19 protein-coding genes and 3 riboswitches are annotated in these 23,204 nt (G+C 38.6%); of the genes, 4 read left to right on the top strand and 15 right to left on the bottom strand.

Translation table 11 applies throughout. From position 1 onward, the window contains the following. The first annotated feature begins 114 nt into the window (after window positions 1-114). Window positions 115-747, top strand: coding sequence for a YczE/YyaS/YitT family protein (locus AC1Q6O_RS18255; protein ID WP_043990382.1), 633 nt, complete (start codon window positions 115-117; stop codon window positions 745-747). Between the two features lie 116 nt (window positions 748-863). On the opposite strand, the gene AC1Q6O_RS18250 is transcribed toward AC1Q6O_RS18255, so the two are convergent. From AC1Q6O_RS18250 to mmgD, 6 genes are all read right to left on the bottom strand, one after another. Continuing rightward, window positions 864-1,922, bottom strand: a complete 1,059-nt coding sequence (locus AC1Q6O_RS18250) for an enoyl-CoA hydratase/isomerase family protein (RefSeq protein WP_043990381.1) — start codon at window positions 1,920-1,922, stop codon at window positions 864-866. A gap of 14 nt (window positions 1,923-1,936) precedes the next feature. After that, window positions 1,937-2,722 (bottom strand): enoyl-CoA hydratase-related protein, encoded by a 786-nt coding sequence (locus AC1Q6O_RS18245; protein ID WP_008177734.1) that lies wholly within the window; start codon window positions 2,720-2,722, stop codon window positions 1,937-1,939. Between the two features lie 10 nt (window positions 2,723-2,732). Then, complete coding sequence (locus AC1Q6O_RS18240) at window positions 2,733-4,391, bottom strand: acyl-CoA dehydrogenase FadE (RefSeq protein ID WP_239354635.1); 1,659 nt, start codon at window positions 4,389-4,391, stop codon at window positions 2,733-2,735. Between the two features lie 45 nt (window positions 4,392-4,436). Continuing rightward, a complete protein-coding gene (gene prpB, locus AC1Q6O_RS18235; protein WP_089986474.1) occupies window positions 4,437-5,351 on the bottom strand; it encodes a methylisocitrate lyase in 915 nt (304 codons plus the stop codon). 42 nt (window positions 5,352-5,393) lie between these two features. Further along, window positions 5,394-6,827 carry a bifunctional 2-methylcitrate dehydratase/aconitate hydratase gene (locus AC1Q6O_RS18230; RefSeq protein ID WP_346037952.1) on the bottom strand — a complete coding sequence of 478 codons (1,434 nt, stop codon included), beginning with the start codon at window positions 6,825-6,827 and terminating at the stop codon, window positions 5,394-5,396. 98 nt (window positions 6,828-6,925) lie between these two features. Next, complete coding sequence (gene mmgD / locus AC1Q6O_RS18225) at window positions 6,926-8,047, bottom strand: citrate synthase (protein ID WP_089986473.1); 1,122 nt, start codon at window positions 8,045-8,047, stop codon at window positions 6,926-6,928. Between the two features lie 190 nt (window positions 8,048-8,237). Then, a riboswitch (cobalamin riboswitch) is annotated at window positions 8,238-8,432 on the bottom strand. 231 nt (window positions 8,433-8,663) lie between these two features. Here mmgD and AC1Q6O_RS18220 point away from each other — a divergent pair. Beyond that, window positions 8,664-9,149: an NUDIX hydrolase gene (locus AC1Q6O_RS18220; RefSeq protein WP_043990380.1), complete on the top strand. Its 486-nt coding sequence runs from the start codon at window positions 8,664-8,666 to the stop codon at window positions 9,147-9,149. A gap of 47 nt (window positions 9,150-9,196) precedes the next feature. Here AC1Q6O_RS18220 and AC1Q6O_RS18215 read toward each other — a convergent pair whose 3' ends face one another. The 7 genes from AC1Q6O_RS18215 to AC1Q6O_RS18185 form a co-directional block, all read right to left on the bottom strand. After that, window positions 9,197-10,012, bottom strand: coding sequence for an ABC transporter ATP-binding protein (locus AC1Q6O_RS18215; protein WP_107922294.1), 816 nt, complete (start codon window positions 10,010-10,012; stop codon window positions 9,197-9,199). 2 nt (window positions 10,013-10,014) lie between these two features. Continuing rightward, complete coding sequence (locus AC1Q6O_RS18210; RefSeq protein WP_089986470.1) at window positions 10,015-10,788, bottom strand: ABC transporter ATP-binding protein; 774 nt, start codon at window positions 10,786-10,788, stop codon at window positions 10,015-10,017. Window positions 10,789-10,798: 10 nt separating this feature from the next. Then, on the bottom strand, window positions 10,799-11,581 hold the full coding sequence (locus AC1Q6O_RS18205; protein ID WP_253734800.1) for an ABC transporter permease subunit: 783 nt from the start codon (window positions 11,579-11,581) through the stop codon (window positions 10,799-10,801). 22 nt (window positions 11,582-11,603) lie between these two features. Continuing rightward, window positions 11,604-12,557 carry a nickel ABC transporter permease gene (gene nikB / locus AC1Q6O_RS18200; protein WP_255250321.1) on the bottom strand — a complete coding sequence of 318 codons (954 nt, stop codon included), beginning with the start codon at window positions 12,555-12,557 and terminating at the stop codon, window positions 11,604-11,606. Window positions 12,558-12,628: 71 nt separating this feature from the next. Further along, window positions 12,629-14,248: a nickel ABC transporter substrate-binding protein gene (gene nikA / locus AC1Q6O_RS18195; protein WP_492401903.1), complete on the bottom strand. Its 1,620-nt coding sequence runs from the start codon at window positions 14,246-14,248 to the stop codon at window positions 12,629-12,631. Window positions 14,249-14,393: 145 nt separating this feature from the next. Beyond that, window positions 14,394-14,586: riboswitch (cobalamin riboswitch) on the bottom strand. Window positions 14,587-14,716: 130 nt separating this feature from the next. After that, entirely contained in the window at window positions 14,717-17,014 is a 2,298-nt protein-coding gene (gene metE / locus AC1Q6O_RS18190; protein WP_492401902.1) for a 5-methyltetrahydropteroyltriglutamate--homocysteine S-methyltransferase, read from the bottom strand. Window positions 17,015-17,294: 280 nt separating this feature from the next. Further along, window positions 17,295-17,473: riboswitch (cobalamin riboswitch) on the bottom strand. 157 nt (window positions 17,474-17,630) lie between these two features. Then, window positions 17,631-18,506: a phosphotransferase family protein gene (locus AC1Q6O_RS18185; protein ID WP_089986468.1), complete on the bottom strand. Its 876-nt coding sequence runs from the start codon at window positions 18,504-18,506 to the stop codon at window positions 17,631-17,633. A 354-nt stretch (window positions 18,507-18,860) separates the two neighbouring features. Here AC1Q6O_RS18185 and AC1Q6O_RS18180 point away from each other — a divergent pair, with 354 nt between their 5' ends. Continuing rightward, window positions 18,861-19,049 carry a DUF4177 domain-containing protein gene (locus AC1Q6O_RS18180; protein ID WP_008177708.1) on the top strand — a complete coding sequence of 63 codons (189 nt, stop codon included), beginning with the start codon at window positions 18,861-18,863 and terminating at the stop codon, window positions 19,047-19,049. 223 nt (window positions 19,050-19,272) lie between these two features. Here the strand turns inward: AC1Q6O_RS18180 and AC1Q6O_RS18175 are convergent, their stop codons facing one another. Both AC1Q6O_RS18175 and AC1Q6O_RS18170 read right to left on the bottom strand, forming a co-directional pair. After that, window positions 19,273-19,890 carry a DUF7010 family protein gene (locus AC1Q6O_RS18175; RefSeq protein WP_239354648.1) on the bottom strand — a complete coding sequence of 206 codons (618 nt, stop codon included), beginning with the start codon at window positions 19,888-19,890 and terminating at the stop codon, window positions 19,273-19,275. Between the two features lie 352 nt (window positions 19,891-20,242). Then, on the bottom strand, window positions 20,243-21,007 hold the full coding sequence (locus tag AC1Q6O_RS18170) for an SDR family NAD(P)-dependent oxidoreductase (protein WP_115648598.1): 765 nt from the start codon (window positions 21,005-21,007) through the stop codon (window positions 20,243-20,245). Between the two features lie 315 nt (window positions 21,008-21,322). Between AC1Q6O_RS18170 and AC1Q6O_RS18165 the strand changes: the two genes are divergently transcribed. Continuing rightward, window positions 21,323-22,750, top strand: a complete 1,428-nt coding sequence (locus AC1Q6O_RS18165; protein WP_239354649.1) for a serine hydrolase domain-containing protein — start codon at window positions 21,323-21,325, stop codon at window positions 22,748-22,750. Window positions 22,751-23,204: the final 454 nt, after the last annotated feature.

Genomic DNA, 23,204 nt, shown 5'->3' with positions numbered 1-23,204 from the left:
CTCCTTTAAAACTCTTTATAGATTTTATGTTGCAAATGCAACAAAAAGAGTATATATTGAATGTAACTTATTTTTGTTGTATATGCAATAAAAATATGAATGGAGGTTGTAAAAGTGAAATATGTTTTTTATGTCATAGGCATTTTCATCTTAACGCTGGGCATTTCTTTAACTATTCGATCCAATCTAGGTACTTCCCCCTTCGATGCTCTTTTAGTAGGACTATCTAAAAATATAGGGCTGACAGTTGGTAGCTGGGAAATTATATTGGCCATTATTTTAATAGGCTGTAATTCCATACTAACTAAACAAAGGCCCGAATTTTTGGGCTTTATTACTGCTTTTATTACGGGAATTGGGATTGATTTGTGGTTATTTTTGTTACACAATCAGTTAACACCTGTAGCTTGGTATAATCAAGTTGTTTGTTTTGGTGTTGGTTTAGTTGTGATTGGGTTAGGGACTGCCACCTATTTACATACGAATTTTGCACCGATTCCTGTTGACCGATTAACATTAATAATTAAAGAGCTAACGAAAAGGAGCATCTTTTTTGCAAGAACGACTATTTATATCCTGTTTTTAGTGCTAGCGTTAATAGTGAAAGGCCCAATTGGCTTTGGCACAATCATAACGGTTTGTTTTGGAGGGTTCATCCTCCATCTCTTTATGCCGATTACTGGTAGAATACTAGATAACATCCTACACCGCTCTACTCCATCTCAAAATGAAGAGCTCAAAAGCTAGTATTCTTGTTTTGAATGGGGGGATGTCATTTGATAAAGTTTTTTTGCCTAGTAGCTGGCAGTCCCCCATTTCTTCCATAAAAAAATCCTGCTACTAACAGGATTTTTAAACGAAATCTATAATGTTACACTGTTTTCTTGAAAAAACCTTTTCTTATCCTCTTCGGTAAATTCTTCTAATGATTGATAGGTATAATGAGGATTTCGATCCTTATCAATGACGACGGAGCGTACACCTTCATAGAAATCCCTATGTCTTAAAAAATTCCTTGCCAAAATGAAATCGGTCTTAAAGCATTCTTCTACTGTTTTTTCACGAGCGTCAATGAGCTGCTGTAACGTAATTTTTAAAGAGGAGGGTGATTTCGATAGAAGCAAGTGCTTCGTGTCACGAGCAAATTCGCTTGGGTCATAGTCTAGGGATTGTATGATTTCCTCTATTGTATTTCTTGAAAAATGATGGTTTATTACTGTTTGAAGCTTCTCAAGTTCACTGTTCGCGGCTGGCTTACCAGAATATTTCTTTATTAGTTGGTTTAAGATTGAGTTTATATTGTTAGAATGCCAGTCCGTCTGTTTTACACTTTGAAGGAAATCAAATAACTTATCACTCGTCATATAATGATCTGCACCATTAGCAAAAAGGACGTCTGCTGCTTTAATAGTGGATGCAGTTAATGCTAGGTAGTAACCAATAAAACCTGGCGCTTTGTTTAAGAAATAGCCCGCTCCAACATCTGGAAAAAAGCCAATATTCATTTCCGGCATCGCCCATTTTGTACGCTCTGTAACGATTCGGTGGCTTGCTCCATAGGTTAAACCGACTCCACCTCCCATGACAATGCCATCAAGACAAGCAATAATGGGTTTAGGATAATGATAGATCACCAAATCCACTTCATATTCTACTTCGAAAAAGTTTTCAGCCCCTTGTAATGCATCTTGACTGGATTGTGCTTGATAAAGTGTTTTGATGTCACCCCCAGCGCAAAATCCCTTCTCCCCTGCCCCTTGTAGTAGAATAAGACGTATTTCATCATTCGCTTCCCATTCTTTTAATTTTTCTCTAATGGGGTTAAGCATGTCAGTGGAAAGAGAATTTAAAGCTTTAGGGCGATTCAATGTAATGATTGCCGCACCTCCATCTTCGACCGAAAATAATACTTCGTTTGCCATGTTGGAACCCTCCTTTAACAATGTTTAAAGTGTGGCTGTCTTTTTTCAATAAATGCCTGCACACCCTCTTTAGCATCATTTGTTAACAATAGCTCAGCAAAACGCGTTCGTTCAAGCTCTAGTCCTTGTTGTAAATTAGCCTTCGTGCTTTGAATTACACATTCAATTGTACGAGAGACACTTGTCATACTTTTACCCTCAACAAAGGACTGTGCAACAGTCTTAGCCGTCATCAAAAGTTCCTCAGGTTCTGTTACGAGTTGGATAATACCGAGCTGTAATGCCTCGTCTGCACTCAATTGTTTACTTGTTAAAATTAATTGGAGCGCCGTTGCTGGATTTGTTATTCTGCTAAGTCGTTGAGTCCCCCCGAATGTAGGGAGTAGCCCAAGCTTTAATTCTGGTAAGCCTAGAATGGCTTGATTCGAAGCAATTCGGAAATGACATCCTAACGCTAGTTCGAGTCCTCCTCCAAGGGCCGGTCCATTAATGGCCGCAATAACTGGTTTCTTCATGGCTTCTACTTCATCGCATAGCGCTTGCCCTGCTTGAGCCATTTGTAATGCTTTGTCCTGTTGGCCAAAGGCTGAAACAAACTCCTTTATATCAGCCCCAGCGACAAAAAATCGGCCAGTGCCTGTAATAATAATGGCACTTGTATCTTCATCCTCCGCTAGCTCTTGGAAAATACGACGCAGGTTTTCAATAGAGGCTGATGACAAAGTGTTTGCAGGTGGATGATCTAAATGAATAATAGAAATAGACCCCTCCTTCGTAACGTTTGCCAATGTATCCATCATGTTGCTCCTCCTAACTAATCATTTTTGGGTTGTCAATGAATGTTCTCGCAAGTGCCCTTTTTTTCATAAATAGATTTTGCTGTAGTGGAATATTTAACTGTCGAATATTATTTAGCAAGCTTACTCGTTTTTGCTCACTGCTTTCAGCAGCCGTAATTATAGTAATCGCACTTTCTTCTATTTTTCGGTAACCCTCTTGGCATAATATGTCTGTCATCAATTGTTTTGTTTGCTCATGTACAGCTTTTTTCGACCTCAGCCAAGCTGATTCCATGACATAGCTTTCCGTGGCTATATCCGCCAACAAACGCATAAATTCTTGCTCCTGCTCGAGTTGAATCTGTGCATTCGTAATGACTGTAATTGCTAGTTGCATCAAATGCTTGGAGAGAAGGATATAATGGTGATTTTTTTCTAATGGTTGACAGTGAATAAAATCATCAGCAATTGCAGTTGTTTGTACATTTTTTTTCCACAGCATTTTAGCCAATGTGAGGCGATTGATTTCATTTGTACCTTCGAAAATACGACTAATTCTTGCGTCCCGATACAAACGTTCCACATCATATTCTTGCATATAGCCATATCCACCATGTATTTGGACAGCTTCATCAGCAATTTTTCCAAGTGCTTCGGAACAATGTACTTTATGGAGTGCGCATTCGAGTGCAAAATCGGATATTTTCTGGACCATCGTTTCCTTACTTCCTGATGCAATAGCCTCATCCATTTTTCCAGCCGTTCGGTATGCAGCACTTTCTGCTCCATAAATCAATACGGCCATGTCAGCAAGTTTTTCCTGTATCATTGTAAAATCAACGATAGATCGTTCAAATTGTCTCCGTCCCTTTCCGTAATTCACAGCTAATTGAAATGCCTGTTTGGCAGTTCCTATATTGGAAAAGGCTAGCTTTAGACGTGCCATATTCAAGATGTTCATAGCGACAATATGCCCTTTGCCAACCTCTCCAAGAACATGATCGATTGGCACTATAACGTCTTCTAAAATGAGCGTTGCCGTTGAAGAGCCTTTAATGCCCATTTTCTCCTCTTCCTGACCTACGGATACCCCTTTAAAGGAGCGTTCGACAATTAACGCAGTCATGCCATTATGCGTCTGGGCAAAAACAACGAAGACGTCTGCTAGCTGAGCATTCGTAATCCATTGCTTTTCTCCGTTTACTACCCATGCTGTACCATCTTCTGTTAATCTAGCATTCGTTTTGGGGCGCAGTGCATCAGAACCTGCATCGGACTCTGTAAGTGCATAGGCACCAACCCATTCTCCAGATGCAAGCTTTGGTAAGTACCTCAGCTTTTGCTCCTCATTGCCAAAATAGACATAGGGTAATGTGCCCACCCCAGCATGGATATTGTAGGAAACGCTGAAAGAGCCCCCAAAACCCATTTTCTCTGCTACAAGACCGGAAATTGTTTTATGGAGCTCGAGTCCTCCATAAGCCTCGGGAATTTCAATGGCCAGTAAGCCAAGATCACCTGCTTTTTGAAATAGTTGACGAGTGATCTCATACTGTTGCTGTTCAATAGATGAAATATTCGGTGAGACATCCTGTTTAATGAAGAGCTCAGCAGTTTTTGCAATGAGCTCCTCTTCATCATGAAAATCCTCTGGTGTAAAGATCGTCATTTTGTCTTCTAGTTGATCCATATGAGTCCTCCTTGAAAGAAAGTGGAGAGAAACCATTCAGCTCCCCTACTTTATTTCCTCCTTAGGTAAAATGGTTTTCGCTAATTCACGATCTAAATCCTCGAATTGATAGTAGGAAATCGTTTCATATAATTCGCTTCTTGTTTGCATATCCTCAACTGCTTCTTGTTGTGTTCCAGTATTTTTTATTAATTCAAATACACGCTCGTATGCTTTCGCTGCAACTCTCATAGACGTAACAGGATAAATGACCATCGAGTAGCCCATTTTTTCAAATTCCTTAGCGGTATAATAAGGAGTTTGACCAAATTCAGTCATATTGGCTAATAAGGGTGCATTTAACTCATTGGCAAATTGTTTAAACTCCTTGTCAGTTTGTAATGCCTCTGGAAAAATAGCATCTGCCCCAGCAGCAACATATGCTTTGGCTCTTAGAATAGCCTGCTCTAAGCCTTCAACAGACCTTGCATCCGTGCGAGCAATAATTACTAATGTAGGGGCTATTTGTTTAATCGTTTTTATTTTTTGTATCATTTCCTCTATTGAAATAAGAGTTTTGCCATTTAAATGTCCACATTTTTTAGGAAGATTTTGGTCCTCTAGCTGTACGGCAGCGACCCCTGCCTCTACCATTTCACGAGCAGTACGGGCAACATTTAATACACCACCAAAGCCCGTATCAATATCCACTAGCATAGGTAAATTAGTAGCCCGAATAATATCACTAGCACGCTGAGCTATTTCATTTGAATAAATCATCCCTAAATCTGGTAGGCCTCTACTCGCTGTATACGCGGCACCCGAAAGATACAGTGCATCAAAGCCAACTTTTTTAGCCATTAAACCTGCCATTGCATCATGTGCTCCGGGTATTTGCAAAATAGCTGAACGAGCAATAAGAGCTTTAAATTGTTCAGCTAATTGTTTTTGTGTCTTCGCTTCTTGAACAATCCACGCCATTTTTAAAAACCTCCTCTTTATTGCGTTCGGAATCCTTCTAAATTAAATAAATAGATTAATAAATTCATGGACAGCAATTTGTTCAAGCAGCTCTTTATTTGCACAAACCTCATTTATTGTATTGAGTTGTTTTTGAGAATAATGCGTACTAATGTTTTGCTGGAATTTATTAATGATCTGAGGAAATGCTTCCTCACGGCGGAAACGATGTCCTAAAGGATATTCACACTCAATTAGCTCGGATGATGTACCATCTTTGTAATAAACTTGAACAGCATTCGCAATGGATCGTTTATCAGGGTCTAAATAGTCGATTGTATATTGGCTTTTTTCCACGACAACCATTTTATTTCGCAAGTCATCAATACGTGGGTCTACAGCCACCTCATCTTCGTAGTGATCTGCTGTAATGTCACCATAAATAAGACCAATAGCTGTAATATATTGAAGGCAGTGATCACGATCAGCAGGATTGTGAAGAGGCCCTTCTTTATCGATAATTCGTATGGCTGATTCATGCGTCGTAATGTTAATGCGGTCAATTTCAGCTAGGCGATTCTTTACTTCAGGATGTAAATGAACAGCACATTCTGCAGCCGTTTGAGCATGAAATTCTGCAGGGTAAGACACTTTAAAGAGGACATTTTCCATAACATAAGATGCAAGTGGTCTCGCAAGCTTTAATTCTTGCTTATTAAAGAGCACATCTTGGAATCCCCAGCCTGGTGCAGATAATGCAGTTGCATAGCCCATTTCCCCTTTCACAGCCATCATTGCTAGTTGTACCGCCCTGCTTGTAGCGTCACCAGCAGCCCATGATTTTCTAGATCCCGTATTAGGGGCATGTCGATAGGTTCTTAAACTTGAATTATCAATCCAAGCATTTGATAAAGCATTGACAATTTCTTGATGAGTACCACCTAAAGCCTTTGTTACTACAGCTGTTGTTGCTATTTTGACAAATAAGACGTGATCTAAGCCAACACGATTTAAGCTATTTTCGAGTGCAAGTATTCCTTGTATTTCATGAGCTTGTATCATCATTTCTAAAACGTCTTTTATTTGGAGAGGCTCTTGCCCTTCTGCAACACCTACACGACTCAAATAATCGGCTACAGCTAAAATGCCACCTAGATTATCAGAAGGATGCCCCCATTCTGCCGCCAACCATGTATCGTTATAATCCAACCAACGGATCATACAACCGATATTAAAGGCACCTTTAACTGGATCAAGGACATAGGATGTTCCTGGAATACGAGTACCATTTGGAACGACTGTACCTGGTACTACAGGACCCAGAAGTTTTGTACATTCAGGATATTGTAAAGCTAAAATGCCACAACCTAACGTATCCAATAAAACATATCGAGCCGTTTCGTAAGCTTCTTCGCTCGTAATCTTTGTGTTTAATACGTAATCCGCAATATCAACAAGAAGCTGGTCTGTCATCGTTTTTTCATTCGTTTTAATCATCTATATCTTCCTTTCAAGGTATGAATTTGATATACTAGTATGCTGATGGGCATTGGTCAGAATGTCCATCAGCTCTATGGCGAGTTGTTAAAACTTGATTATACCGACAATTCTTCAAGGTTATGACGCTCGCCTATATAATGAACACGAGGTCTAAATAATCGATTATTGTCATGTTGTTCGATCACATGTGCACATAAACCAATCGTTCGAGAGCCAAAGAAAATAGGCGTATATAATTCAATTGGTAAGCCCAGCATGTAGTACACTGGCGCAGCATAATAATCTAAATTTGGATACAAGCCTTTTTCCTCCACCATCACTTTTTCACCAGCTTCACACATGTGATATAAGCGGTCATCCCCTTGCTCCAAGCATAATTTATATAAAGCTTCTTTCATGATCTGCGCTCTTGGGTCCATTTTTTTCATATAGACACGATGGCCAAAGCCCATTATTTTCTCTTTATTTTTGAGCTTGTTTTTCAGCATCGCTTCAAAGCCTTCCACTGTCTTAGCTTCAAGCAGCATATACATGACTGCCTCGTTCGCCCCACCATGCAAATTTCCTTTCAATGATGCGACAGCACCAGTTAGAGCACCATACAGATCGGATTGTGTGGAGGCAATAACACGAGCAGCAAAGGTCGAATTCGGCATTTCATGTTCACTATATAAAACAAGTGATTGGTCAAAAATTTCCTCTTCTAATGGTGTTGGTTTTCTTCCAGTAATCATGTAATAAAAATTAGCACTATATGAAAGCTCACTATCCGGTTCTACTACCTCTTGACCATTTAATACACGGTAGCTATTCGCAACGATATTGGGCATTCCGCCTAAAAGTCGATATGCTCGTGTTACATTCTTTTCAGTCGAACGATCATTGATGTGCTGATCATACCCTGCTAACGCTGAAATTCCAGTTCTAAGGCCGTCCATAGCATGTGTCCCATTTGGTAATAAGTTGAAAATTTGAAAAAGCTCTTGTGGAACGTGATAGTTTTCTTTCAATTTATCTTGTAAGTCAGCTTGTTGCTCAGTAGTTGGTAGGTTTCCGTGCAATAATAAATGGACAATATCTAAATAGGAATATCGCTGAGATAGTTCAATCAAATCATAGCCCCGTATAACAATTTGGCTTCCTACTACGTCTAAGAAAGACAGTTTTGTTTCCGCAGCAATAACTCCATCAAGACCTGGTGAATACGTTAACTCCATGAATTACAACCCCTTTGTTTAATCATTCTTGTAAGCGTTACCATTCAAACTCGAAAGAACAACAAAAAAACAACTTCTACCCCTTTAGAAGTTGTTAATCTACAAAAGTATGACAGAACAAAAAACAGTGAACTTACATCCATTCACAATCATCATACAGTAGCTAACACCTCCCTATCCTCGTAGGTCAATTGATGCTTATTTAGCGGCAGGTCTCCTGACTTATCATCAACATTCCTATAACACCTTCCCGTTTTGATGAACAAAACAGTGGCCACGTTATGGAACTCCTACATACAGTTGCGGGACAGTGTTGGACTCACACCAACTTCCCTTTTAATCAAATGGAATCAAACCCATTTGAACCACCAAAATTTAGCATATTCAATTTGTCTTTTTACCTTAACATAGAGGTTTCCAAACAATCAATATAGGTAAAATTCAGAAAAGACTGATTATAAAAAGCTATTTTTCATTTTTGACGAACTATTCTGCATATTTAAGCATTATTTCGCTCAAAAAAAGATTGTTAATCAATCCCAATGAAGCTATATTTATGAAGTCTACTTTAAAAAAGCGAATTATTTTGCATAACGATGAAACGTGGAGTGACGGGATGGGCTATATAACAGAATTAAGAAAGCTTATCGGTAATAGACCGATTATAAGCGTCGGTTCGACAGTTCTTGTTGTTAATGATGATAAGAAGATACTCTTTCAACATCGTTCAGATACGTTGGATTGGGGATTACCTGGCGGCTCAATGGAAATAAACGAAACATTAGAGCAGGTTGCTGCTCGTGAACTTTATGAGGAAACTGGACTCGTGGCTACAGAGTTTGATTTTATCGGTGTTTTTTCAGGACCTGATTATTACTACTGTTATCCGAATGGCGATGAAATCCATACAGTCATTCACCTGTATAGAGCTAAACATGTAAGGGGTGTATTGGAAATGAAAGATGGTGAGAGCTTAAGCCTCACTTATTTCAGTAAGGAAGAACTTCCGAATAATATGGAACAGAGGACGGTCGCTCTCTTAAACAACCTAGAAGGTAAAATATGGGGGTTCGAAAGCTCCTTTACGAAGCTTTCCAAATAACAATGTAAGAATTTTAATAAGGACTTTCTTCGCAAAGACATTCCAGTTCATTCTAAAGTATTCTTGTGAATTCTTTCGCGAGGGTGAGTGGGTAAAATCGCGTTGTATAGCTCAAGTGATGCGGAATGCTTAAATGGTTCACCTTTCATACTTTCCTCTACTAGCTGACCATTTTGCATGACAAGGATGCGATCTGAAATAAAGCGTGTAGCCTGTAGGTCATGAGAAATGAAAATGTATGCAAGTTGCAAATCCTTTTGTAGTGTCTGTAGTAATTGAATGATATGTTTTTGCAAAATCATATCTAAACTACTAATGGCTTCATCTAAAACAATTAATTTTGGGTGTAAGGCAAGCGCTCTTGCAATGTTAACACGCTGTTGTTGTCCTCCGCTAAGCTGGGAGGGATACTTTTCGGTAATAGATTTGTCTAACTCTACATGATCAAGTAATTCCTTTACCTTATAATGTCTCTCAGCTGAGCTATAATGCTCGAAATTTAGGTACGGTTCCTCTAAAATTTGAAAAATGGTCTGCTTTGGATTTAATGAATGATAGCTATTTTGAAAGACTGCTTGTAAATCTCTCCGTATCATTTTTTTCTGTTGGCTAGTGGCATCATAAAGATTAACCCCTTGAAATAGAATCTCACCGGCTGTTGGCCTTTCCATTCCTAATATAATTCGGCCCAATGTGCTTTTTCCTGAGCCACTTTGTCCAACAATCCCTAAGCATTCCCCCTCCTGAAGTGAAAATGATACTTTCTGTAATACAGGGGCATCCTGTCTTCGCTTGAATATGAACGGTCTATGTGCATAGTTCTTCTCAATATATCTCACTTCTAGTAGCTTCAATTTTTTCACCTCTAAAACATAATTCGGGATTGTAATAGTTTTTTTGTATAAGGATGCTGAGGTGCATCAAAAAAATCATAGACATTCGCTTGTTCAATTATTTCCCCCTTATACATCACGGCCACGTCATCAGCAAGTTCAGCAATAACGCCTAAATCATGTGTCACAAGAAGGATGGCTGCCTGTGTTTCCAAGCGAATACGGTCAAATAAGGTCAATACCTGCTTTTGATTGACTGTATCAAGAGCTGTCGTTGGTTCATCAGCTATATATACCGAGGCTTGAATTGCCAGTGACAAAGCAATCATTACACGCTGTAGCATTCCCCCACTTAATTGGAATGGATAATAGTGTAAAAGGCGCTCGGGATTAGGTAAATTAACTTTTGACATGCTTTCAATAGCAATTTGTCTTATTTCATTTTTAGTTATAACAAAATGAGCCTTTAATGATTCACGAAAATGACCTTCAATGGTTTGAACACGGTCAAAGGCAGTCGAAGGATTTTGCATAATAATGGAAAGATGTCTACCACGATAAGCTCTCATTTGAGCAGCAGTTACCTTCAATAAATCTTGTTGATGGTAGAAAATTTGCCCTTTGGTGATCTGTGCTCTAGTCGGCAAGGCTTGCATGATAGCTTGGCAAAGCATCGTTTTCCCACTACCGCTTTCCCCAATAATTCCTAACACTCGGCCTTGATAGGCTGTTAAATGAATGGAGGATAAAATATTCTGTTCTCCAACTTTGACCGATAAGTCTTTCACTTCTAAAACTTTCTTCATAACTACCCCTTTACTGATCAGGCTTCTTCAAACTACTTGCTAAAACATTACATACTAGGACAACAAGGACGATAGCAAGCCCAGGATATAGCATTAATTCAGGATGTTGGCGGATATATTGCTTCCCTTCATTTACCATCATTCCCCATTCAGGGGTAGGAGCCTGCACACCAAGCCCAATAAAGGAAAAGCCCGCAATCTCTAATATGACCTTCCCCATATCTAATGCCACAATCGTTACAATCGGTGGCCAAACATGAGGGAGATAGTGACGAATAATTAATTTCGCACCTGTAGTACCACTAATTCTTGCCGCTAGAATAAAATCTTTTTCATTCATGCCAATAAATAAACCTCGAATTAGCCTCGAATAATAAATAAGCTGTGTTAAACTAAGTGCAATTAACACATTTTTCAAGCTCGGTCCTAATACACCTAAAAGCCCAAATGCTAGTACAAGTGTTGGAAAAGCTAATAAAATATCGCATACCCGAATAAATAGCGCATCTATTATACCTCTTTTTAAGGAGACCCATGCGCCCAATAGTATCGCTACTAGAATAGCAACTATTTGTATGACGAGCGCCGCACCTAAAGAATACCGAATCCCTAAAAGCAATCGGGAGAAGACACATCTTCCTAAATGGTCTGTTCCTAATGGATAGTCCCATGAGGGTGCTAAAAATTTCTTAGAAATATCGACTGCTAAAGGGTCATGAGGCATAATGAGTGGGGCAAACAGTCCGAGTAAACCAATAAAAATCAGTAAGGTGAGACTAATATATCTTCTCATATGTATACGTCCTAAGTTCACTTTACTCTCTCCTATCCTTCATCATCAGATGAGGATCCAATAAACGATGCAATACATCTGTGCCTAAATTGGCGAGCACATAGATGACAGCAATCACCAACACATAGCATTGTACAACGGGGTAATCACGATTCGTTATGGATTCTATTAAATATCGACCGAGTCCAGGCCAACTAAATACTTGCTCGACAATGACAGCACCACCTAGCAAATTTCCGAGTGTCATCCCAAACAATGTTGATATCGGTATAGCAGCATTCCTCCCCACGTGTCGAATGAGAATGACCGATTTTTTCAAGCCTCTAAGCTGTGCATATTTTACATATGGCTGCTCGTATTCTTCGATCATGGCAGAGCGGATAAACTGTGAGAACAATCCGATTGTAGGTAAAGCTAAGGTGAAGGCCGGTAAAACTATATGTGCTATCGAACCTTTTCCATTCGTTGGAAAAATGCCAAGTTTTAAGCTGAAAAGATAGAGTAGGATAAACCCTAACCAAAATGTTGGAATGGATACACTTAGGACTGTAAATAATCGAATGATTTTATCGATAAAGGAATGCTTATATAATGCGCTCACAACCCCTAATGGAATACTAAAAGTTAAAATGAGGATAAATGCTACTAAAGCTAATTCAATGGTAGCGGGTAGTTTAGCAAATAGCTCATGAGCCACGGGTAATTTACTAACAAAAGATGTCCCAAAGTCTAGCTGTAAAATGCCTTTTACCCATAGCAGATACTGCATGATAAAAGGCTTGTCTGTCCCTAATTCTTCTCGTAAAGCTTGTATAGCCTCTGGTGTTGGGGCAATTCTTGAGAGTCGAAGGATGACCTCTGCCGGTTCTATTGGTACGAAACGAATAAACACAAAGGTCAGAATAGATACGCCTACTAATACAAATGGTAGAGTGAGAATTCTTTTTACACAAAACATCCAAGTCGATTCGTACATGCCGTCACTTCCTATTTCATCCGATGATAAAAAGAGAGTTGCCCTATTTCGACACACTCTCTCTTTCATACTTAGTTTTCTTTATCCATTTGCGCATATGGAATGTCATACTCAGAAGCACGTGGTGCAAAATCCTTCATATATGGTTGATAAATAACATTATTTGTTTCATACGATATTGGATAGAATAATGCTTGATCGTGGAACATTGTTAAAATATCCGTATATAGCTGCACGCGTTCCTCTTCATCGGTACCGACTAATAATTGATGTATGTTTGTATCGATCTCCTGAGCATTTGGTAAGCCTAATTTTGCTTCATATACACCACTAGCATTTGGCGTAGCTGATTCATTTGCAAAGCTATGTGGATCAGTCGGCGGTCCATTTGTTCGCCAGAAGTTAATATCAACCTGATCATCCATTAATTTTTGCAGACCAACCATAACATCTGCCCCTTCAATATTTAACTGTACCCCTATTTTTGCTAGCTCGCCTTGCATTAATTCCGCCATAGGTTTTTGAATGGCATCAGTAGCAATATAGATTAAATCTAATGTAAGGGGTTGACCATTTTTCGAACGAATTTTTTCACCCTTCTGTAGCGTCCAGCCCGCTTCATCTAGCAATTTCTTCGCTTTTTCAGGATTATATATAATGGGCGCTAAATCAATATTGGCATAAGGAATGGCATTCCAGAATAGCGTGTTTGCCACTTTTTCTGTACCATGTGTAATATTGTCTACCATTTGTTCTTTATTGATAGCATATTGAATAGCTTGTCGAACCTTTAGCTCAGCTAACGGTCCTGACTGAGTATTGAACAGTAATGCTTTCGTAGACAGCGGCTCAGATGTAGCTGTTTTATATTTGCCACTATCTCTTAAGTACGTATAGTTATCTAAACTAATAATCCCTCGACCATAAATGACATCTAATTCTTCATTTTCAAAGGCTAACGAAAGGGATTCCGAATCTGGAATGATCTTAACCTTTATTTTATCTACGAGAGGTTTTTCACCCCAATAATGTTCGTTACGGCTAAATAATGCATATTCATCTTTTTTATAGTCTGTTAATACCCATGGTCCTGTGCCAATAGCTGATTGAATGGAATCATTTGTCGCATCACCGTCTGGAAAGCCATTATCCCCTAAAAAACGGAAAGGTCTGACAAAGGCTAATTCGTTTAACACAGGGTAATATGGTTCATCTAATTGCAAACGTATTGTTGATTCATCTACTTTGACGACCTCTTTAATATGGTTGACCATACCCATCCAAGAATGCATGTCACGATTCGCTAATACTGCATCAAAATTGCGAATCACATTATCAGCATTAAAGGCAGTCCCATCCGAATAGTTAACATCCTTGCGTAAATGAAACGTATAAGCAGTTTTATCCTCTGAGATGTCCCAGCTTTCTGCTAGCTTTGGTGTAATTGTGCCATCATCGTTATACGCCACTAAAGATTCATAAACCATGGCTTGAGCAGTCATCTGATTTGGTAAATATGTATGGGGATTTAATGGCCCTACATCTAATGGCCATCCAATCGTAATCATTTTTTCATCTGTTTGTTCTGTTGGTGCTGAATTTCCTTTGTCCTTTTCTGAGCTTGTACAACCTGCAAGAAAGCTCAAGGTCAAAACAAGCAGGAAAGGCAGTAAATACTTCGTCCATCTCATTTTTTGTCTCCTATCTCTATTCCCTGTTCATATCTACAAATTGAATAGAAAGAAGGCATAAAAAAACCTTATTCCACAAGAATAAGGACAGATAAACCTACAAATACGTAAGCTTCCATCCATCTCCCTATCTTTCGTAGATCATCAATGAATCTTCTTACAAGCAGGCATTCTGGCTTATGATTCATCATTTTGCTTCACCTTACCAAGAAAGAACTTAGTGGTAATCGAAACAAAACTCCTCATTTACAGCTGCGGGACAGCATGGGATTTACACCCATTTTCCTTTTAATTGAATGAAAAATACTTTCATTCAAACTTGTAATGCAATATTTGAAATTAGTAATAAACATAACATGCTGAAATGTTCACGTCAATTTTATTTTCTGAATATAATAAAACCTCTATACAAAAAGACCAGGTAGATGACCTGATCTTTCTTTAACTCCTTTTATTATATTGTTTTCGTTATCTTGATATAGATTCCTTCACCTCCTGACGCAATATTTTAGTAGCACCTACCATATTAGCTAAAGCCGCGATTGTTTCTGGCTCTTTCCTTGTTTTTAAGCCACAGTCAGGATTAACCCAAAATTGATGTTTGTCTAGAACTTGTAAACTATCTTTCATAATGGCTAACATTTCGCCTTCACTCGGCACACGTGGGCTATGAATATCGTAAACACCTAATCCGATTCCTTTTGTATAAGGATTTACTTGAAGGGAAGAAATTAGCTCTCCATGGCTACGTGATGTTTCAATAGAAATCACATCTGCATCTAGCGCGCTAATGGGTTCTATGAAATCGTTAAATTCGCAGTAACACATATGTGTATGAATTTGTGTTTCATCCTTAACACTTGATGTAGCAAGCTTGAAGGCATTGACCGCCCAGTCTAAGTAAGCCCCCCATTCTTCTTTACGAAGAGGTAACCCTTCACGGAGTGCTGGTTCATCCACTTGAATAATGGAGATGCCAGCCGCTTCTAGTGCTTCCACTTCCCTGCGAAGTGCTAATGCAATTTGATAAGCCACATCTTTTCGAGAAATATCATCGCGTACAAAGGACCAATTTAAAATGGTCACTGGCCCTGTCAGCATCCCTTTTACAAAGCGCTTCGTTAAGCTTTGGGCATACGCAGACTTTTTCACGGTAATGGCTGAAGACCATGCTACATCTCCATAAATAATTGGAGGCTTCACACAGCGAGAGCCATACGAAACAACCCATGCTTTTTCAGTAAAGGCAAAGCCCGTCAATTTCTCACCGAAATATTCAACCATGTCTGTCCGTTCAAATTCTCCATGAACTAGTACATCCATATCAAGATCCTCCTGCAAGTGAATCCAGCGCTTTGTTTCCAGTTCAATAAATGCTTCATAGTCTTCATTCGACAATTGTTTCTTTCGCCAAGCATTACGATTTCTCTTCACCTCATCAGATTGAGGGAAGCTGCCAATTGTCGTTGTTGGGAAAAGGGGTAGTCCTAATGCCTGCTGCTGTATTTTTTGACGTTGACTAAAATCATTATGTCGCTCAAAATCCTTTGTTGATAAGGATTGAGCGGCTTGTTGGATAATCTTATTTTGACGAATTGAATGATTTTTTAGTGCTTCAATGGCCTTCATACTTGCTGAGAAATTATGACGTAGCGTTCCGTCTTGATTTTTTCTATATTTAGTGAGCTCAATAAGCTCTTCGATTTTTTCATCAGCAAACGCCAGTGCTTGTTTGAGAACAGGGTCCAGCTTCTTTTCAAGTGAAGTAGATATTGGCACATGTTGAAGGCTACTTGAGGGTTGAATCCACAATTCCTTAGCATCGCTAAGCTTTTCAATAGCTTGAATCGTGGCGTTAGCCTCCGCTAGGTTGGAACGCCATATATCACGACCATTAACAATACCAATAGCTAAAACTTTATCCTGAGGGAAACCAAATTTTCGAAGGGACTCCATATTCCCTTTATAGCCATGTACGAAATCTAAACCAAACCCTTGGACAGGCAATGTAATCAATGTTTCATAGGAGCATAATGCTTCAAAATATGTTTGTAGCATTAGTTTTGCTGCTGGAACGGTTGTCGCTAACTGAGCATAGATTTCCTGTACTAGCTTCCGTTCTGCTGAGTCGAGTGTCGTCACTAAAGAAGGCTCTTCTAATTGAATCCACTGGGCACCTGCATCTACTAATTCTTGAATAATCTGAGCATAGAGAGGTAATAGAGCTAATAAATATTCGACCTGCGTTAATTTATTGTAGCCCTTAGTTAACTTATAAAATGTATAGGGGCCAATAAGTGTCGGCTTCGCAATAATACCGAACGCTTCTTTTGCCTCTAAAAAGTCGGCCAATACCTTATTTTCAGTTAGTTGCAGCGGTTGCCCTTCATATTCAGGGACAATGTAGTGATAGTTGGTATTAAACCATTTGGTCATTTCACTAGCTACTGCTGAATGATTGCCTCTCGCTACACTGTAGTAGGTATGTAAATCTACCCTTCCACCTTGCCAGTTAAAGCGCTTGGGTACTAAGCCAAACATTAAGGCTGTATCTAACATTCTATCGTACAATGTGAAATCCCCCACTGTCACCATATCGATGCCAGATTGTAGCTGCTTTTCAATCCGCGATAACCGAATACTTTTTAGGGTTTCCTGAAAATCCTCTTCCGTTCGTTCTTGACGCCAAAATGCTTCTAACGCCTTCTTCCATTCGCGATCATCTCCGATATATGGATAGCCAATGAGTGTACTAGTATAAGTCATATTTAATCTCCCTTTCATCAATAAGTTTATGGTTACTTGCTCTTACAAATTTGTGTCATCCCATGCTAGATTCAGTGGCTCTATATGAAAACCAGTGGACTTTGCTCTGGAATACAGAATAGTAGCATGAAAAAAAGCCATTCCCCTTCTCGGAAAATGGCTGCATGGTAAATTTATTAAGACAAAAACAATACGAAAAAGTAGAATTTTCGTAAAATCACTTGTTATCGCACAGTGCCTTTTTGGTCACTATTCACCACCTATTTCCACGTAGGTATTTGGTGTGTACTAGAAATTGGCAGGTCTCCTGGCTTCTCATCAACACGCCTCACAGCCTTCCCGGTTTCCCAGTGGCATTTGTGATTTGCTCCGAATTACAGTTGCGGGACAGCGTCGGATTTGCACCGACTTCCCTTTTAAGCCAGACTTTCATCTGGCACCATTTCTTACACTATATTCAGTTATGCCCATACTATACCATATATTTCAGAATAGTAGAAATTGTTTTTACATAAAACTTTATCTATTTACTCTGTTTTTAATTATCAACAATTGGGCTCTTAGTGATAATGCCTTATATTAATTGAACTGATTCCACATTAATTGTACAAGAAAACTATTTATAATCTTTAATTCCAGCTTCAAAAGCCTGTCTATCTCCATTTTCAATCCCGTGCAATGCTTCTTGTAAAGCAAATGTACTTTTATAAAATTTAACTCGTTCAGAAATTTCCTGACCATTAGGATATAGGTTAATACACATATCAAAAAAATCCTCACCATAGCTAGAAAGTATTCCAGCAAAGTCATACGCTGGATCTCCTAAACCCGAACCACCAAAGTCTATTATCCCAGAAATCATACTTGTTTCTGGATCCCACAAAATGTTAGATGCACCGAAATCTCCGTGTATAAGCGTTATATCTAAATTGGAGAATGCCTTCCCGTTTAAAAACGTTTCAAAAGATTGTGAGATTTCCTGTTGAGCGTCTTTTCTCATAAAAGGAAATAATTTATTTCGAATCTTATTATACAAGTTATACATCTCTTCATGAGGATTACGAACCTTTAGTTTCAAATCTCGACTTGCTTTTTCTCCTGATATAGAATGAAGTTCTACAAGAAAAGAAACAAGTTGTTTTGCCAACCCTTTAACTAAATCAACACGCTTCACACCTATTAAACTTTCCTTCCACAAAGGAACACCATCTATTAGATGATATCCGGTGAAGACCTTACCTGGTTCTAACTCTTCAAAAGATTGATAAATTGGATTCGGAATAGGAGTTGAAATGGTACCTTTAATGTATTTTAAAATTTCCGTCTCTCTTTTTAATTGATTGATTCCAATTTTATATTTTGGAAACCTAAAAACCAAAGATTTGTTTACAATTAACACATCATTATTCTGTCCAATTTCATTAGGATAAATGTCTTCAATGGAAAGGTCGGAATAAAGCGATTGAATGTTTTCAATAAAGTTATTATTCATTAGTAATACTCCCTTTCAGTCTCTTTCTAGCTTTTTGATACGTAAACTCTTGTTGAACTATCTGTTCCTTTAGTTTAAAAACAATTCTTCACAAACTCAACTATACTTTAACAAAAAAATCCAAATCACTTAACAAGATGCTCCACAATCTGGCCATTGCCATGAATAAAGACGCTTTCCTTATTACGAAAAGCGCCTGATTGTTGAATAAACAGTGGTGGGTTTATCTCCAACTCAATATTCAAAACTCAATATTGGCTTTGGTCGTTTATTCCAATTAAAAATCTAATTATGAAACTATCTTCTACTTTCTTCGTATATTAATTAAGTCAACTATTTCTAGAGGTGATCATAATGTACGAATACCATTTCGTTAAAGTGGAACTAAATGCTTGGGGTAGTAAACCAAAAGAAGATTATCAAAATATAATTCACCAATACGCATCTGAAGGATGGAGATTTGTTCAAATTTTTGCTCCTTCAACTAAAGGATATGGTTCCGCAGCTTATTTTGAATTAATATTCGAGAGACCCCTTAATTAGATGTGAGGGGTTTTTCTATTTGGGGAAGCATAAATATCCAACCCTCATTTATATGTGTTATTCACCAATTTACTCCTTTTCAGTAATAAAGAAGCTTTCCGTATTACGGAAAAGTTCCCGATTACTGATTATCAAGACGCTGATTTGTCTTTTGATTGTTAAAGTAATGCATACTATTAGCTGAATACATATTTTACTTTTCCGGTGTAAAGTTCCATCTCACTTATTTTGGGACGATACCTAGCAATCTTCTGCCCATTAGCCATATTGCAAGACCAGTTCCCCACAAGATCAAGGCAGAGCCAAAGCCCACTACAGACATAAATGCATTGATTTGATGTCCCCCCAGTGTGACTGTTCCAGGTACAAATAGCCATGTCATAATAGCAAGTAAACAAAGGAGTGCGCCGGTAAAATAGTAGAGTCTGACTTGAAAAAGAGGTGCCAATGGAAAAAAATGGACACCGACAATAAGAGCTATTATGACAGGTATAAGTTCAGGGTGACGAGTAGCATTACTGACAGCAATTGTGATGGCTATAGCCAAACCCTCTGCTGCAAAAATAATGTTAAACCAAAACGACGTACGCTTCCCATGCCTTAAGTCTGTTTTTGAAACCTGATTCGTCAATTCTCTCGATGCTCGTATTAATGAAAAACCGCCGATGAACAGCGCTATACCTATGGCAACAGCAGTAACTAACAATAATGGAACTCCGCAGCCTTGCAATCCCATAATTCCCGTGTACGCCCACAGAGTACCAAAAAACGCCATAAAAAATACACCAGATGCCGTTCCGCGGACTGCGGCACTAGGAATCGCTCTAGATGTTTGTGTCACAAATAAATACCTCCTTTCAACCTAAGTATATGTTCATTACACCCACGTAACAGCCTACAACAGTATTAGATTTAGTTCATTCAAGAAAAATCAAATATCCTTTTTTATCATTATATTCAGGCAGGCAAATGAATGAACTTCTCTGCCCGGTTATCTCAATACATCTCATTCCACTATAAAGACGATTTCGTTATTTCAGAAAAGCACGAGTATTAAACTCTGAAAGTATGGAACATTTCACTTCAGAATTGGAGAATTTACTATTTACACTAACAAACGAATGAAAGGAAAATTAAAAGGAATGAGCCCTGCCCAATACAGAGTTCATTCCTCAGTAACTGCTTAAACTATTCTATAGATGAGATCCTCCACTTGCATCGAGCAATTGACCTGTTACCCAACGGCTGTCTGAGGAAGCAAGAAATACGGCAATATCTGCCACATCCTCGGGTTCTCCCCATCTGTTGAAAATTGAAAGACCAGCCGCATATTTTTGTCCTTCCAGGTTTTCCAAAGTCTCAGCATTCATTTCTGTATTAATAATTCCAGGCTGGATGGCGTTTACCGTAATATTACGGCTCCCTAGTTCCTTGGCTAGAAGACGTGTAAATGTGTCGATAGCACCTTTGGACATACTGTACGTGAAGACACTTGGCGAAGCTGCACGTGTCACAAAGGATGAAATATTAATAATACGCCCTCCATCTTTTAAACGTGGCAAAGCTTGCTGAGTAACAAAAAGTGGTGCTTTAACATTAATGTTCATTACCTCGTCAAATGATTCTTCCGTCGTCTCATCTAAACTGATAATTTGACCAATTCCAGCATTGTTGACAAGAATATCGAATCCACTACCGCCCATATACTCCCGAATTGTATCATCCAAAGTAGTAAATAAATCTTGAATACCATCTAGAGTACTAAGGTCAGCACCAATCGCGCAAGCATTTCCTCCGCTTTGTTTGATCTGGTGAACAACTGCTTCTGCCTCATTACGTCTTTTCCCGTAATGAACGACAACAAAGGCCCCCTCTTGTGCCAGACGCAATGCAATACTGCGGCCAATTCCTCGACTTGATCCTGTAACTAAAGCGATTTTGCCTGTTAACTTACTCATGCTTCCATCTCCTTGTTCAAACATAGTTATATTACATAGAGAATTATAACAAGGAACATTATTTGAAATGTTGCTCTCCTATTCGGTTTCAAGGAGGTTTTTCGTCACAACTGTAATTCAACTCTACGTGAAAATAGCCCAATTGTCTTGAAGATCGTTGCTTATAGAACTAACATATCTGTTCGTTAAGTGTAACTCTTCACAATTACTTGATATTATATAGATGAATAGAAAGTTAAATTAAAATTTAGTTTAGTAGTTGTAATAATTGCTTATTGATTTTATTCCCTTACAACTTTTCAAAAAGGAGGGTGTATGAAAAAGATTATTATTTTTGTATTAACGTTATTTATATTACTTTCAGGATTTCCAACACCAAGTTATGCGTTGTCAGATTCAAAATCTGCGGCAATCCAAGCGTTGCTAGATGATGCCCGTCATATATCAGGTGTGCCGGGCATGTCAATCTCATTACTTGCTGATGATGAAGTGCTCTACTTTTCTTCAGGGCTTGCAGACCGTGAAAAGGGGTTGCCTGCAAGTGAAAATACACTCTATGAGTTAGCCTCGGTCAGTAAAGCTTTTACCGGTATTGGTATTTTGCTGTTGGAAGAGCAAGGGCTGCTCTCAATGACTGACCCTGTCCAAAAATATTTACCTTGGTTTACGGTAAAGTATCAAGGGAAACTGGTTGATATGCAAAGTCTTACGCTAAATAACTTTCTTCACCATACAAGTGGTCTAACAAATAGTAGACATATTCAAAATATTCCACAAGGCAATACACCAGATATGTTGCAGAAGACTGTGGAAATGCTCGTAGATGCTGAATTGGAGTTCCCTCCCGGCGAACAGTATAACTATGGAACCGTTAATTATGACGTATTGGGTTTGGTTATTGAGATTGTGTCGCGACAAAGCTATGAAGACTTTATGAAGGAACAGGTATTTCAGCCGTTAGGTCTTCACCAGACGTATGTTTATAAAAAAGATGCTCAAGCCACTGGACAGTTGGCACAGGGCTACCGTTCTTCCTTTTTTATGACAACTCCATTTAAGGCTCCAGATTATGCTGGAAATAAACCCGCAGGCTACATCATTTCTAATACAAAAGATATGGCGCGTTGGATGGGCATACAAATGGGTATCGTGCAGAACATACCTGAAATATTTCACAGGGTTATTGAAAAATCACATAAGGGTGATATGTCTGTTTCGTCTGTCAACGATATGTATTATGCGGCAGGCTGGTCGGTAAACGCCGACCAAACGATTATAGAACACACAGGGGGCAACCCAAATTTCAGAACCGAAGTACTTATACTGCTAAATGAACGAACAGCCATCTGCTTGCTGAGTAACGGCGCAAATACCAATATAAACCTGGTACTAAAAGTTAAAGATATATTAGATGGCAATCTAACTCAGTCCTATGAAATAAGTGGCACACAGCTTTTGGATATTATTTTGTCGTCTATCACAATTATTCTTTGCCTATTGGCTGTTTTGCTATTTCTCTTAGGATTACGCAGAAGGAAAACAAATGAGCGACATCTAATGACAAAAAAGAGATCAATCGTAACAGTTATTTTCCTGATCGCTACGATTGCCCTGGGTATACTGTGCTTTGCTTTCGATTGGTCAACGATACTTATTTGGCAAACATATAGCGTTCTTACAGCTTTGATTTCGTCAGTATTATTAACAGCGAGCATTACATGGTTTGTATACACTCACCGATAAAATACCTCGCTACCATGATAAGCATATTGTGAAGGAATTACATTTCAATTTATAGGTATCTTTAAAAAACATAAGACACTTTGGTGTCTTTTTTTATATCCTCGACAATTTTCCCCAGTTAAACCTAATTACTATTGCTTCCACTAACCTGCTCCTCTCGTGGAATAAGGATTTTAATCAACTATATTATTTTTGCACAAGCGTCGTTAGGGAACATTTTTTAAGGATTGTTATCCCTCAATCTTGCCCTTTCCATGAAGAAAGACGCTTTCCTAATTTCAGAAAGCGCCCGATTGTAGAAGATTATTTTTCAGGTCCTCAAACTTTCATTTGGGAACATTTTTTTGTTTAGATTGGTAAAACTTTTTTTCATTAGGCTGTTTTCGTATAGATTGTTGCTCCTGATTTTGACTATCTTCTTTAATTAAAGCCCCTGTTAGTTGAACAAAAATGC

It is taken from the genome of Lysinibacillus sp. GW823-FHT06C08 (genome assembly GCF_058795135.1).
This window is presented reverse-complemented; position numbering and strand designations above follow the sequence as displayed.